15 protein-coding genes and 1 pseudogene are annotated in these 14,104 nt (G+C 41.9%); 3 read left to right on the top strand and 13 right to left on the bottom strand.

Annotated elements, in window-relative coordinates; translation table 11 throughout:
- Positions 1-275: 275 nt before the first annotated feature.
- From ACIGG7_RS15210 to ACIGG7_RS15190, 5 genes are all read right to left on the bottom strand, one after another.
- On the bottom strand, positions 276-833 hold the full coding sequence (locus tag ACIGG7_RS15210) for a glycerol-3-phosphate responsive antiterminator (RefSeq protein ID WP_224940769.1): 558 nt from the start codon (positions 831-833) through the stop codon (positions 276-278).
- 258 nt (positions 834-1,091) lie between these two features.
- Positions 1,092-1,862 (bottom strand): DeoR/GlpR family DNA-binding transcription regulator, encoded by a 771-nt coding sequence (locus ACIGG7_RS15205; protein ID WP_397550169.1) that lies wholly within the window; start codon positions 1,860-1,862, stop codon positions 1,092-1,094.
- 190 nt (positions 1,863-2,052) lie between these two features.
- The gene (locus tag ACIGG7_RS15200) at positions 2,053-2,457 is read right to left on the bottom strand and encodes a VOC family protein (protein WP_397550168.1); all 405 of its coding nucleotides are present in this window, start codon (positions 2,455-2,457) and stop codon (positions 2,053-2,055) included.
- A gap of 34 nt (positions 2,458-2,491) precedes the next feature.
- A complete protein-coding gene (locus tag ACIGG7_RS15195) occupies positions 2,492-3,733 on the bottom strand; it encodes an aminopeptidase (RefSeq protein WP_397550167.1) in 1,242 nt (413 codons plus the stop codon).
- Positions 3,734-3,744: 11 nt separating this feature from the next.
- Positions 3,745-4,176, bottom strand: a complete 432-nt coding sequence (locus ACIGG7_RS15190) for an HIT family protein (protein ID WP_397550166.1) — start codon at positions 4,174-4,176, stop codon at positions 3,745-3,747.
- A gap of 120 nt (positions 4,177-4,296) precedes the next feature.
- Between ACIGG7_RS15190 and ACIGG7_RS15185 the strand changes: the two genes are divergently transcribed.
- Entirely contained in the window at positions 4,297-4,800 is a 504-nt protein-coding gene (locus ACIGG7_RS15185) for a GNAT family N-acetyltransferase (protein ID WP_224940774.1), read from the top strand.
- Positions 4,801-4,888: 88 nt separating this feature from the next.
- On the opposite strand, the gene ACIGG7_RS15180 is transcribed toward ACIGG7_RS15185, so the two are convergent.
- The 5 genes and pseudogenes from ACIGG7_RS15180 to ACIGG7_RS15160 form a co-directional block, all read right to left on the bottom strand.
- Positions 4,889-5,389, bottom strand: a complete 501-nt coding sequence (locus ACIGG7_RS15180) for a CBO0543 family protein (RefSeq protein ID WP_224940775.1) — start codon at positions 5,387-5,389, stop codon at positions 4,889-4,891.
- 89 nt (positions 5,390-5,478) lie between these two features.
- Entirely contained in the window at positions 5,479-6,504 is a 1,026-nt protein-coding gene (locus ACIGG7_RS15175; protein WP_397550165.1) for a serine hydrolase domain-containing protein, read from the bottom strand.
- Entirely contained in the window at positions 6,501-7,046 is a 546-nt protein-coding gene (locus tag ACIGG7_RS15170; RefSeq protein WP_224940777.1) for a GNAT family N-acetyltransferase, read from the bottom strand. Before ACIGG7_RS15170 ends, ACIGG7_RS15175 begins: the two co-directional genes overlap by 4 nt.
- A gap of 12 nt (positions 7,047-7,058) precedes the next feature.
- On the bottom strand, positions 7,059-7,979 hold the full coding sequence (locus ACIGG7_RS15165) for an alpha/beta fold hydrolase (protein WP_397550164.1): 921 nt from the start codon (positions 7,977-7,979) through the stop codon (positions 7,059-7,061).
- Positions 7,980-8,131: 152 nt separating this feature from the next.
- A pseudogene (locus ACIGG7_RS15160) lies at positions 8,132-9,145 on the bottom strand (S66 family peptidase).
- A gap of 267 nt (positions 9,146-9,412) precedes the next feature.
- On the opposite strand from ACIGG7_RS15160, the gene ACIGG7_RS15155 reads away from it, so the two are divergent.
- The gene (locus ACIGG7_RS15155) at positions 9,413-10,726 is read left to right on the top strand and encodes a D-alanyl-D-alanine carboxypeptidase family protein (RefSeq protein ID WP_397550163.1); all 1,314 of its coding nucleotides are present in this window, start codon (positions 9,413-9,415) and stop codon (positions 10,724-10,726) included.
- Positions 10,727-10,826: 100 nt separating this feature from the next.
- On the top strand, positions 10,827-11,219 hold the full coding sequence (locus tag ACIGG7_RS15150) for an SET domain-containing protein (protein ID WP_224940781.1): 393 nt from the start codon (positions 10,827-10,829) through the stop codon (positions 11,217-11,219).
- Between the two features lie 246 nt (positions 11,220-11,465).
- Here the strand turns inward: ACIGG7_RS15150 and ACIGG7_RS15145 are convergent, their stop codons facing one another.
- The 3 genes from ACIGG7_RS15145 to ACIGG7_RS15135 all read right to left on the bottom strand — a co-directional run bounded on the left by ACIGG7_RS15145 (position 11,466) and on the right by ACIGG7_RS15135 (position 14,061).
- Positions 11,466-12,287, bottom strand: coding sequence for an EcsC family protein (locus tag ACIGG7_RS15145; RefSeq protein ID WP_397550162.1), 822 nt, complete (start codon positions 12,285-12,287; stop codon positions 11,466-11,468).
- A 61-nt stretch (positions 12,288-12,348) separates the two neighbouring features.
- On the bottom strand, positions 12,349-13,617 hold the full coding sequence (locus ACIGG7_RS15140; RefSeq protein ID WP_224940783.1) for a hemolysin family protein: 1,269 nt from the start codon (positions 13,615-13,617) through the stop codon (positions 12,349-12,351).
- A 42-nt stretch (positions 13,618-13,659) separates the two neighbouring features.
- Positions 13,660-14,061, bottom strand: a complete 402-nt coding sequence (locus tag ACIGG7_RS15135; RefSeq protein WP_224941333.1) for a MerR family transcriptional regulator — start codon at positions 14,059-14,061, stop codon at positions 13,660-13,662.
- Positions 14,062-14,104 lie beyond the last annotated feature (43 nt).

Here is a 14,104-nt window from a genome sequence, read left to right as displayed (position 1 = left end):
TATGTTTATGATATTGTTCCGAAGTCCAAGAATGACCCACATCCTTTTGTAAGGCTTTTTAGCTCGTATACCCTATATTCACAGGTCATAATCTTCTTGTATAAGCTTAGTATCCCATAAACAGAACCTGTTGTATCAAAAACAAAAAGACTCACGGAATATGCCTATACTTTACAGGCACTTCACGTGAGTCTCTTCATCTCTTTCACAACGTATTAACTTGTGAACTATGTTACTCCAAGATGAAAGCGGTGTCAATGGGATTTCATGATTTTTTATCTGTCAAAATGTTTCCAAAGAACACGATCAGAAGTAGTGATCGCCGTTGCCCCTGCATCAAGTGCTGCTTCTACTTCTTCCACTGTGTCGATCAGTCCGCCTGCAAAGATGGGTTTGCCGGTCTTTGCACCGATCTCTTTAATGATCTTTGGAACGACACCGGGTAGGACTTCAATGAAATCTGGATCCGTTTTATGAATCAGTTCAATGCTGCGATTCATGGCACTGGAATCAATGACAAACATTCGTTGCGTGGCAAAGACGCCTTTTTGCCTTGCTTTTTTAATGACATTCCCTTTAGTGGAAATGATGCCATAGGGCTTGATCTCCTGGCAGACATATTCCGCCGCATACTCATCACTTGCTAAACCGTGAATAAGATCAAGGTGTAGAAACATCTTACGATTCTCTTTACGGGCATATTCAAATACACTCTTCAGCATTCCGACGTGAAGGTCGAGAAACACACCGTATTGGAAAGAGGTTTCGAGCATTTTATCAAAGTCCTTCATGGAGCGTATCGCGGGAAGTATCTTTTGACCTTCAAAACTCACTTTCTTTCACTCCTTCTTACAAATTCTTATATGGGTTTTTCCAAGGAGAAATTATACCATAGTTGCTTTCATATGGTTTCAAGGATGTATAGTATGATTTTACCACAATATGTAATTTGTAGAGATGGAGGGTTTGCGAAAATGTCATAAAATATCTTGAATAGCTTAGTGTGAAATCCAAGTTATCTCCTTTTTTAGCCACCTAAACCATTTTTATTAATTTTAAAAAAACCTGTCCATAATAAACAGGGCTAAGGCCTATTCGTCTTTCTTCGCAATAAATGTTTCTACACCTTGAGAACGGATCATGGCGATTTTGTCTTTGGATGCTTCCTCATCGGTGATGACCAGGTCCAACTTTGATAAAGAGTGCATGCCTGTAAAGAGCTCAACACCCAATTTTGTATACTCCATCAGAGCGATGATCTTCCTTGAGTTCTCAAAGATTGTCCGGTGGAATATGGCCACTTCCGGTGTTGCGGTACTCAATCCTCGAGCCGAAATTCCACCTGCTGTTGCAAAGCTTAAGTCGAGGGTGAATTGACGTGCAAATTCATTTGCCAAGCTATCTGTAATGTTACCGGATGATTTTACTTTGCCTCCCATGAGGTAGGTTTGGATATTAGAGAATTCCCTTAAATGATAGGCGATTTCCACGGAATTGGTCACTACTGTGAATGGAATATGTTTAGGAAGATATTTCAGCAGGACATAATGAATCGATGCCCCACCAATAAATACCGTTTCATCTTCCTTAATATGAAGGGCTGCCGCTTTAGCAATGGCATTTTGCTCATTTGTTCCCTCTCCGTAACGCTTGGCAGGTGCCTGAGGCATTGTTCTGACTTTCGGGTTGGGGATGGCTCCCCCATGGGTCCGCTTGATTAACCCGTCTTCCTCCATGATCGATAGATCCCTTCGGATGGAATCGATGGAAACATTGAATTCCTCTGCTAAGTCTTTGGCTAATACCCGACCAACCTTCTCTACCTTTTCTAAAATCTTTTCCCGTCTTTCCTCGGAAAACATAAGATCCCTCCTTTATCAGTTTTCATTTTTATTCATGAATTATATTCTTTTTTATGCTTCTTTGTGAATGTATATTCATTTTATGGTAATAGTTGGATTGGAGTCAAGAAGAATATGTATTTTAATGATTACAAAGTAATAAGAAAGAACGCACTCGAAAAGTGCGTTCTTTCTTGAAATTATATGATGACTATAACATTCGTTCATCTTTGCCGAGGATCAATTCAATCTGTTCCTTCATAACGGAACGGTCACGGTACTCGAACAGGCCAATTCCATTGCCCCAAGGATCCTGAAATGTTGCCCACTTTACAGGTACCTCTTCCCTTTCATGAATTTCAAAATGGTCAATATTGAGAAGGGATTTTAACCTCACCCTTTCATTCCTAATACTTTCAATACCCAATCGAATGGGTCCGGATTGTGGAGAAGGATTCCCTTCTGCCACTTGAAGCCAGCAACCCTGGAGGATTTGCCATTCTGCAAATCCTTTGTGAGGGATGAAATCCGGCTCACGATTGAATAGGATCTTGTACCACGCTTGTCCTTTTGACATATCCTTTACCCGGACTTGCACGGTCATCTCATAAATCATGAAATCCCCCTTTCTTCACCTAATACTTACCAAATTAGATGGCCCAGTTTCCATCACGAAAAATAGGAATCTTTCTTCCATCACGGCAAACACCGTCTATGTTCATGGTTGCAGAACCAATCATGAAGTCTTCATGCACCACACTTTCATTGAGTCCTTTTTCCTCACGCTCCTCGTCGGATAGAATGTTACCGTCTCTTATACAAGTAGGGTAAGAGGAACCGATTGCTAAATGATTCGATGCATTTTCATCAAATAAGGTGTTGTAGAATAAGACACCAGAGTCTGAAATGGGTGACTGATGCGGGACGAGTGCCACCTCTCCAAGGTAGGCTGCGCCTTCATCAGTCTCGATTAATTTCCTTAAGATTTCTTCGCCCGTTTCAGCGCTGGCCTCCGTGATTTCCCCATTGACAAAAGTGAGAACGAATCCGTCTATTACATTACCGTTATAGGCAAGGGGTTTGGTGCTTGATACCGTTCCATTTACCCCTGTTTTCACAGGTACGGTATAAACCTCTTCAGTCGGCATATTGGCTATGAAACTTTGTCCCTGCGGAGTGCTGCTCGTACCGGTAAGCCATATATGATCTTCATGAAGTTCGATGGACAGGTCCGTCCCTGAATCCTGGTAGTATAGCGTCTTGAGTCCAAGTGAATTGAGTTGGGCCGCTTTATCGGACAACGTTTGGATATGGGATTTCCATGCGGAAACTGGGTCAGGTTGATCGATACGGACCGAAGAGAAGATTCGGTCCCAAAGAGTTGGAATCCTTTCCGATTTAGGAAGCTCAGGAAATACTTTATCGGCCCATTTTTGTGAAGGGATGGCGACAATGGACCAGCTGATCTCGTCCTTTTCGATTGCTTCATAGAATCGATCAAGTGCATCACCGCTCGCTTTCTCGTAATGGAGGATACGGTCTGGATCTATTCCCTTCAGAAGGTCCGGATCATTGGCCTCTATTTGCAGGAACGCTCCTTTCAAGTCCACAACCCATTCATGGGCAGCAGCAAGCCAGCTTGGATATTCATGAAAGACATCATCCCGTGCCATTTCATAATGGGTTCTCATAATTTCTTCATCATACCATTGAACATGTACATTTCTTGCTCCTGCAAGATAGGCTTCCTTCACAACAATACGCACAAAGTCCTCTGTACCGATTGGTGCGGAGATCCAAAGCGGTTGATCGTTCTGTATGTTGACACCAACCTTGATGGCAAGTTGGGCAAATTTTTTTACTTTATCTTGAAATGCATGGTGTAAGTTCATTCCGAATTCTCCTATTCCAGTATTCTATTAATGTAAGATTTCATTTTTTCATAGGTTTCTTGCAATGACTCGGATGGCTCTATGATATCGGCGTTTCCATAGAATAATTCACCAAATCGGGCAGCTTCTTCATTTCGTGGAATGATGTGCATATGATAATGAGTCAACTCATTGAATATGCCTCCATTCTGACAAATCGTCACTCCATTTGGTTCATATAAGGCATAGATGGCATTAGCTACGAGTTGTGATGCCTTCATGATGGAGAGACTTTCCTCTGGATTGATATCTGTCACTTCTGCTCTATGTTTCTTGGGCAGTATCAATGTATGTCCTGCGTGATGTGGAGCATGATCCAACAAACAAGTGATATGCTCATTTTCGTAAATGATAAATACTTTCTCATTTTGGTTTGCAAGGCGGCAGCCAAGGCAATTTTTCATCGGTGCTCCTCCAGTCAGCAAATGGTCAAAGGTATTTTCTTTGTGCGTGTTGAACTTTGTATATAGAGAACAACTGGTTTCCCATATCATATCACGGAATGGAAAGAAGGTCAGAAAATAATGGAAATGACATTGCTGAATGAAAGTCATGCAGAAGATTATTGGAAGCTTAGGCTGGAAATGCTCAAACAAAGCCCTTCAAGCTTCGGCAGCAGCTATGAAGAAGCAGTGAATCGGCAGAATCCAATTGAAACAACAAAAGAACGGCTCACAACCCAAGGAATCTCTACGTTTGGTTATTATACAGGGGAGAAATTGGTGGGAACTGTAACGATGGTGCGTGAAGAAGCGATGAAGATGAACCATAAAGCATCCATTTATGCTATGTATGTTTCTCCTTTGTACCGTGGACAAGGTTTGGCGAGAAGACTGATTGAAGCGGCAATTGAACATGCAAAAGAAACGGAAGGGATCGAACAACTCCTGCTTACAGTCGTTACAACCAACGATACAGCACGGGGTTTATATCTTTCATGTGGCTTCAAGCCTTATGGAACGGAGAAAAGAGCATTGAAATATAACGGGGAATACCACGATGAGGAGTTGATGCTTTTATTTCTCTAGTTTCCCGTGCATTTATATTTCTTAATAGTGCATGATATTGAATTACTTGAAAAAACGGTGGGTCTCCAGCATGAGATTCACCGTTTTTTTACCAAACATGATAGTCAAAGCTGATCAATAGGAAAGCTACAACAAATACTGATACTATCAATGCCCTGATAGGATTTAGAAGATGGAGACGAAGCATCGGGAACATGATACAGTAAAAAAGAACCGTCCACCATAAATTCCATCCTTCAAAATAGTCAATCGAATCCGTCTTTCCGGCAGCCCATTCCGTCAGTGTGGCAACACCTATATATTTCAGATAATAGATAATCTTGATTCTCCATTCTTCAGGATAATGACTTAAGAACAGAACTACAAGACAAGGATATGCCACCATCGTGTATAGGGTATCCGTTACAAACATATTGACAAAGAAACCATCCAATTCCCAAACAGACTTCATTGTATAGCTAAGATACTGATAAAACATATTGAAAAAACTAAAGTAATAGATGGTTGGGAGAAATTCTCTCCACCTATTCCACGATCCCCATTTCAAGGAACTTAATACGACCAGTATGATAACGACAATATGAAACATGGGCTCCCCCCATAGCACGATACATTGATAGGTCATAGTGTACCCTTGAATATGGAAATTTACTCCCAAATGGGTTTAAGCAGCTTTTCCTATTCGCCTGAAGAAAATAAATCCGATACTTTGTTACTGAATTCTCTTAAAAAGTAAAGATAATCCTTTCCTCCATAGTTATAGCGTTTATTATACATCTTTGCCACAACAACATTCAGAGATGGGATGATAAGAAGCGTTGGGCCGGTGACACCTAGAATCTGATAGGAACCACGGGGCACACGGTCCCCGATTTCACTTTTCATTCTCGGAGTCCCTTGAACATACCAGAAAAAGCCGTTATCGGGGAGGGAAGAATCAGCGTAGCGACCATTCTGGATAGAGGTGGATCGTTCGATTACCTCAGCTGGAACAATCTGTTCTCCGTCTATCCTCCCCTTTTGCAGATGCAGTAGACCCCAAAGGGCAAATTCACACGGACTGACGAAAAGGTTTTTTTCTGTACCATCATTTGTTGTCCCAAGTCCTGAAAGCGGAGGTTCGTTTACTTCTCCGATTATGTTCACAAGGTTTTCATCTTTTTCTGTTACCCAGCCTGTTTGTTCCAAGCCTAGCTTAGAAAATACCCGTTCTTCCAGTAGCTGTGGGAACCCTTTACCGTATAGATTGGCTATCAATTTGGTCATGATATCCACGCCGATGTTACGATAAGCCCAAGACGTTCCAGTCCTGAACTCTCGGAAACAATGACCATGTTCATCTACATCAAGTCCGTGGGAATGGGTTAAGAGGTGACGAATCGTCGTATCCTTGAATAGCTTTGAGTCCAAATCGGTCATATATCGGGTAATAGGATCATCTAGGCTCTCGATGTATCTATCATATAATGCATAGGCAGCGGCAAGTCCTAAATAGCTTTTCCTGGCAGATGCCACATTGAACCGGGAATCAGCCTGGACGTGGCGAGCATTCTCTTCATGAGAATGCCTGCCACTATAATGCTCCATCACGACTTGATTATCCTTAATGATATATAGTGCTGCAGCTGAGCTACCGTTTTTATCCTTGATGTCTTCCACCCAGTAAATCAGTTCTTCTTCCTGCTGTACCGATTGTTTATTCACTTACCATTCCACTCTTGGGCAAGCATTCCGTAAACGACATGATCCACATAGTGATCATAAATCCATTCCCTTTGCCTCAGCTTTCCTTCTTCAACAAATCCCAGCCTTTCCGGGATAGCGCGGCTCCGTTGGTTGTGCTCAGCTGCGGTAATTTCCACTTTATTCATTTTATAATGGCCGAAGGCGTAGTTCGTCAATCCTTTTGCAACGGTTGTCATAATACCCTTCCCTTGATATCCTTCACCTAGCCAATAACCGATGTATGCAACTTTATTTGACCAATCCAGTACGTTGAAACCAGCTACACCCACAATTTCCTCTTCATATACGATTGCAGCCGTCAAACTTTTATTATTGGCAAACCCAGATCGAGTCCCCTTAATGAACTCCTTTGTATCTTCCACTGTTTTCGAGTAATCCACCCAAGGCAGCCACTCTCGCAAGTAGGATCGGGAACCATCAGTCAGTTCGAAAACCCGTTCAGCGTCCTGAAGATCAAGTAATCTTAGTTCAAGTTTGTCATTCAGTTTATATGTAAACATGTTCATTCCTCCTTATCGTTGGTTGGTCGGACTGTTAACTTTCATGAAATTCTTCACAACTTCTTGAAAGAGATCTGCTTCCTCATAATGAGGGGTGTGGCCACTTTGTTTGAAATGGACGATCTCTCCATTTTGGGCATCCCTTTTGAATGTGGTGATATGCTCATCACATGTCACTGGATCGTACTCCCCGGTCAAAAGAAGCATGGGTGATTTAATGGATTTAATCTTATCTAACAAACTGGAAAAAATGATGCCTTCCTCTCGGAGTAGTTGATAGTGATAATCCGAACGATCGTAGAATGCATCCCATTCTTCATCCGAATAAGTGACATAATAGTCTGTAGGGTTATCGAAATTATGTGTATAGATTTGCATTCGATTTTCACCTAGTTCTTCACTTAGCTTCATGTAGATTTCAGTAAACTCTCTTGGAGAAAGGTTTTCATCGATTAAACGCATCGCTTGTTCCTGCAGTTCTGTTTGGTTGTATTTTTCGAACAGGTAGGCCGTTTTCTTGAGAAGTCCCTTGGAAGTCAGGGTGAAGTCAAAAGTCGGGCATTCAAATAGGACGTTCTCGATTGAATTCGGATACTGTGAAGCATAAGCCAGGGCAAGAAAACCGCCAAATGAATGCCCAAGGATAGACCATCGCTTAATTCCCAACTCCATCCTCAGGGCTTCACAATCTTCAATCAGATCTTGAAATCCAAAGGACTCTCCCTCCTCTATTGCTTCAGAGCGGCATACACCTCGCTGGTCGATTGTTACAAGAAATAGGTCCTTACTTAGACGATCACGCTGATGATATGAGAAGTCATAACAGCTCTCCCCTGGTCCACCGTGTAAATATAACAGTGCCGGATTGGCTCTCGACCCATAAGTTTCAACATGTAATCCCTTCCCCTGTATGGTCATGGTATTTGCTTTCATTTTAAATAAACTCCTTTGTCAATCATTTTCCCACACTCTCCCTTCGAGAGAACGGGGGAAAAATCCTTCATTCGACACGTTTTCTTCACGTTTCTATTCAATTTCATGTGATTTTGTGGAATGCAAGTCTCGCAAAAGTCATTTTCTTTAGATTATTTAAAGGTTTGTTTTACCTTCCCTTTTCCTTCATTCACATCGATTTCCCCAAATGCTCCATTGATGAACGTCATCTGTGGTGGCTGATGACCGCAGTCGATGTCATATACCACTGGAAGTTGCAGCTCATCTGCCAGTTCATGATAAAGATCTTCGACTGAGTAACCTCCCACTGGCGTATTGGCTGCACTTCTTCCGAATAAAAGTCCGGAAGTCTGGTCGAACCATCCGGCCAGTTTCATCTGAACCAGTGTACGGCGCAGATCAGCAGTATTCAACTCACAGTTTTCAAAGTACCAAATGATAGGTTCACCATCTATATGGTTCTCTCTGAAAGAAGCAACATCTCCGTACGGTGTACCGATAAGGTGCCTGATAACATCAATGCATCCCCCTAGTAACCGTCCCTCAAGTTTCACTGTGCTGTCTCCGACGGTTTTCCATTGTGTAGGTTCCGTTAGATGAAATACATGTGGAGAAGGTTGCTCATGTTTCCACTCTTTCTGATAATGCGGTGAAGAAAATTGAGTGATCGATGCTCCTTTTGCTGTCGTAAGTACAGATTCCCATTTTGCCGTCGTGGAATCGGTAGATTCTCCTCTTAGGTCGATAAGGTTGGTCCCGTGTGCGGTGGCCAATCCTGTCTTGAGAGTCAAGGCAAGTAGTAGGACACTGATATCGGAATATCCAAGCACCCACTTCGGTTGGATTTGGTTATAATCAATTAAATCAAGGATTTCGATGAGCAGCTCTCCTCCCCAAGGCGGTATGATGAGAGAGATCGACTCGTCCTGCAACATTGCATTCAATTCAGCTGCCCGGTCTTGCTGTGGAGAAGACTTAGCTTTATGCTGCGTCCAAACGGTGTTCCCACACCTTACTTCATACCCTCTCCTTTCCATCCGCACAATCGCTTCATTCAGGAGATCATGCAACTATTCCCGAACCCCCGAGGAAGGTGCAGTTACTCCTACAGTAGAATGATTGTTTAAAAAAGGATACCTAATCATCCATATTCCCTCCCAACAGTTTACCCGATTTTACCAGATTGATAGAATACAAACAAGAATTATTTTCCATTTTTAGGGGACGGACCTTTGATCCTGATATTATGGTAAACCCGGATTGGCACAATAGAGGTCCGTCCCTCGGAGGGGTGCGACAATTATTTACAATAATTTGAACGATTTGAAAAGGTTCAAGGGATTGTGGGTGTTTGAAGGGTTTGTATGGTAGAATGATTTGGTTGCGTAAAACTGGTTTATGGAGGTACTATTTTGAAAAAGAAAACGGTGAAGCAAAGCCTGGCGGTTTTGATGATATCCTTTATGGCCATGACGCCCTTTCAGCAGACGGCCCATGGAAAGTCAACGCTTGAAATCAATGCAGATGCTGCCATTTTAGTAGAAGCAGATACAGGAAAGATTGTTTATAGCGAACATGAAGACGAGCCGCTCGGTATTGCCAGCATGACGAAGATGATGACGGAATACCTGGTGTTGGAAGCGATTGAAAAAGGAAAAATAGACTGGGATCAAACGTATAAAGTAAGCGATAAAGTGTATCAATTAGCCAACGCCCCAGGGTTGAGCAATGTCCCCCTAAGGGCAGATGAAGAGTATACGGTAAGAGAATTATATGATGCTATGGTGATCAAATCCGGAAATGGCGCAGCAATCGCCCTTTCAGAAGTGGTGGCAGGTTCAGAGGGCAAATTTGTTAAAATGATGAATGCCAAAGCAAAGGAACTTGGATTTGAACATTATCATTTCGTCAATTCTTCAGGACTAAGCAATTACGATATGCTGGGGATGTACCCCGAAGGAACTGGTGTGAATGATGAGAATATGGTTTCAGCGGAAGATATGGCCACACTGGCGTACTATCTTATTCACGATTTCCCTGAAGTACTGGAAACATCCAGTCTTACTTCAAAGGTATTCAGGCCCGGTACCAGTGAAGAATTGGTCATGAAAAATACAAATGGCCTATTAAAGGGGAAATCCTATCATTACAAGGGTGCCGACGGATTGAAAACAGGCACCACTCCCTTTGCAGGCTCTACATTTACCGGGACGGCAGAAAGAAACGGTGTCCGTTATATATCAGTCATTCTGGACGCAAAGGACGAGTACAATCAACCAAGCAGTGCAGAACGATTTATTCAATCACGAGAACTCCTTGACTACGGTTTCAAACAATTTGAGACTGTAACCTATGGTTTGGATAATGTGGAAACGAATAAAGAACACACACTTCCGGTTCCTAATGGCAAAGAGCAGGAAGTAACCATTAAAATTAAAAAACCTCTTTCTCTTCGGGTATTGAAGCAGGATGAAGACAAAGTGAAAACTACATTGACTCTTGATAAAGAGAAAGTCAACGAAGATGGCTCCCTTCAGGCACCAATTGAAAAAGGAGAAAAGATTGGGGAATTGGTAGTCGATACACAGGAAAAGACAGAATACATCTTCGATAAGAAAGTACCATCATTTACAGTGGATGTTTATGCATCTGAATCGGTGAAAAAAGCCAGCTGGCTTGTAAGAAGTGCACGAAGCATTCAAGACTTTTTGGGTGATCTTTTCTAAATGTCCGGCTTTTTACTTCAAGCAAAAGATTTAGAGTTGCTTTTCTATCCCATTCGTGTCAAGCTTAGCTAAGTCAAGGATTCAGAAAGCAGGTGGCATAATGATCGAAGTGAAAATATCATCCCTCAGTGAAGGCGATCTTAATCGTGGAGTTTTTGCAAAAAGAGATATAGCCAAAGGGGAACTGGTTCATGAAGCACCGGTCATCCCATACCCAAACGAGGAACATGAGCATATTGAGAAGACATTCCTCGCGGATTATGTATTTGAATATGGCATCAACCATACAGCACTTCTATTAGGATATGGGATGTTGTTCAACCATTCATACACACCGAATACCGTTTATGAAATTAATTTTGATAATCATACTTTCGACTTTTATGCCTATAAAGACATTCAGGCTGGAGAAGAACTGCTTATTAATTATAACGGTGAAGTGGATAATGATGACCCACTTTGGTTCAATAAAGATAAGAGTGACGATGAATAACTAAACAAAAAGGGACTTCCAATCGGAGGTCCCTTTTTACTTTTTCTCGTTTGCATCTAATAAATGAACGTCTGAAAAAGAGCAGCCACCTGCAAGACTCACGTAAAATCTGTTCAGACGTTCAATACCCCTTCGACGTATACATACATTCCACACCATTTCTATGCAGAGGGACGGACCTATAAATTTGACCTATGTGGGAGAAAGTATCTGCATAAATACTATATTTTTCATTCAAATAGCAGGTTAATTCGAGGTCCGTCCCTCTTCCAACTTTGAAAGGATCCTTCTTTTGCGATAGAGCATGCGCCCTGTTTCCCCGATGTCTTTGATCATGGATTTGTTGATGAAGGATCCGAATAGGATTCCTGCTATAGGGATCATCTGGAAGAGTTTTTTCCATCCGAAGTTGTCCCTGAAGCTGATCATTACTTCCCTCCATCCTTGGATCTGGGAAAGAGTTTGCTCTCTTTTTCTCGTATCTCTTCCATCGAAGTCTTCGAGTTCTGAGAGAATCGCTTGTTTACCTACAATATCAGAAGAAACGAATTGGAGACATTTAATGATGAATATCCGCTCCTCCTGATCATTCGGATCATATCCATAGCATAAAGCGATTTCCTGTAAGGTTTTAAGTGATATTCCCAAAATGAATGGGATATCTATACTTAATGTCAGGAATCCGCCGATGCCAGTTGTGGCTCCCTGTGTCATCGCCACTTTTTTTCTAATCCCCACTAATTCTTCGCTCACTTCATCCATAAGAAAAAGGGGGAGAGCAGCGATATCCCTTGCTGTTAGAGAGGTAGATCCTGATTTCTTGGTGAATTTCTTCAACACATCCTTCTCACTTGTCAGATGACTGCCGCCTTTTTGTATATAACTCCCGATTTCATCCAGTGCCTGCCCGAGCTTTTTATGTACCATTCGAGGCGTGATTCGATCAAGGATCAAGAATGGAATTCGTCCAATTTTCTCCCAGAACCACAATCCTTTTTGATCTTCCGCCCATTTATTGACTGCATCGAGTTCCTGTAAAAGGGCGTCCCTCGTTTCTGTTTGAAGCATGCTCCTTCTCCTTTCTGTGGTAAAAAAATAACAGGCATTTAAGCCTGTTATTGCATTCCTATTAAACCAGATCACTCGTTCTTTCTTCCAATATTTCAACTTTGATGGTACGTACGCGGCGGTTATCCACTTCTTCTACACTCACCTTTAAATTCTCATAATCAAAGCTGTCCCCTTCTGATGGAAGGTCTTCGAAACTTTCGACCACCCAGCCTCCAATGGTATGATAAGAACTTTCCGGCTCCGGTACATCAAGAAGTTCTGTGAATTCGTCTAATTGATATTGAGAATCGAAACGATATTCTTTATCACTGATTTTCTTCATGGAATGTGTCTTTTCGTCCTGTTCATCCCAAATTTCCCCTACGATTTCTTCAAGAATATCTTCAAGGGTAATGATTCCCGTCGTTCCCCCAAACTCATCGACGACAACGGCCATATGGACATTGTTCTTTTGAAGCTTGGTGAGGAGCGAGGAAATCTTGGCAGATTCAAAGATAAACATCGGTTCACGGATCAATTCGCGTATGTTTACCTCCCCGAACTTGATCAAGTGAGTGAAGAACTCTTTCTCCGACAGAATTCCGATGACATTGTCTATATGATCCTCATAAACCGGTATACGTGAAAAGCGCTCTTCGAAGAACATTTCTTTGATTTCTTCAATCGGCTGGTTCACTTCGACAGCCTTAACGTCAATCCGGGGCGTAAGGACCTCGGTTGCAAGGATTTCATCGAAGTCCATGGAGCGGTGAATCAACTCCCTCTCTTCTTTATCAATGACTCCTTCTTCTTCACTAATATCAAGCATCACTTTTAATTCTTCCTCCGTGACAGACGGCATTTCATGATCTTTCGAGAAGAACTTCGATACGAGCTCCTTTAATTTGATAAAAAAGAAGTTGATCGGTGTAAGGATTTTTATTAGGAAGTACAGCACGCCAGATATGGTCAGGGAATAGGACTCAGCGTTTTCCTTAGCCAGTGATTTCGGAAGGATTTCCCCGAATATCAAAATTAACAGTGTCATGAAAAACGTACTGATGATAAGACCCGTGTTTCCTCCGAAAATATCTGTTGCAAGCTTGGCTGAAATACTGGCAGCGGCAATGTTTACGATGTTATTTCCAACTAATATCGTAGACAGGGCTTTGTCAAAGTTCTCAGCAATATAATGCGCTTTAATGCTTCCTCTTCTTCCTTCACTTACGAAATTCTTTAGTCTAATCTTGTTCACACTGGAGTAAGCCGTTTCCGCCGATGAGAAAAAGGCAGATAAAAGAACTAATGCTCCTAATAATACTAATGAATTCAGTGGTATATCGTCCAAAAAAAAGTCACTCTCCTGTAGTTGCTTATCTATTATGCTGGGTTAACCCGAAAATACCATTAAGGTTTGAAACAAGGTCAATGCCTGTGGGGAGACTTGCTTCAACATGCGCTTGCGTTCCTCTGTCCCCAAAGTATCCATGGCTTGAAGGACTTCATGAAGTTCCTTATGAAGATGCTTCATTTCATTTCGTATATGTTCGACCTGTTTTTCCAAAATGGAGCGGTCCACTTGCTTGGATTTCAGTAACATCATTCGATCTTTAATTTCATGTAATGTCATATTCATCTGCTGACACTGTTCAATCAGCTTTAAGTCGTCTACTGTCTCTTCATGATAATATCGATAATTATTGTTTGAGCGGTCGCATTTCAGTAATCCCATCTTCGTGTAATAATCAATGGTCCGCTTTGAAACGTTGCTTAGTTTGGATAGCTCGCCTATTCGATATAATTTCCCAAGATATCACCTCTAGAGTAGTATACTT

The organism is Rossellomorea sp. NPDC077527 (assembly GCF_044542955.1).
Lineage (GTDB): Bacteria > Bacillota > Bacilli > Bacillales > Bacillaceae_B > Rossellomorea > Rossellomorea aquimaris_E.
This window is presented reverse-complemented; position numbering and strand designations above follow the sequence as displayed.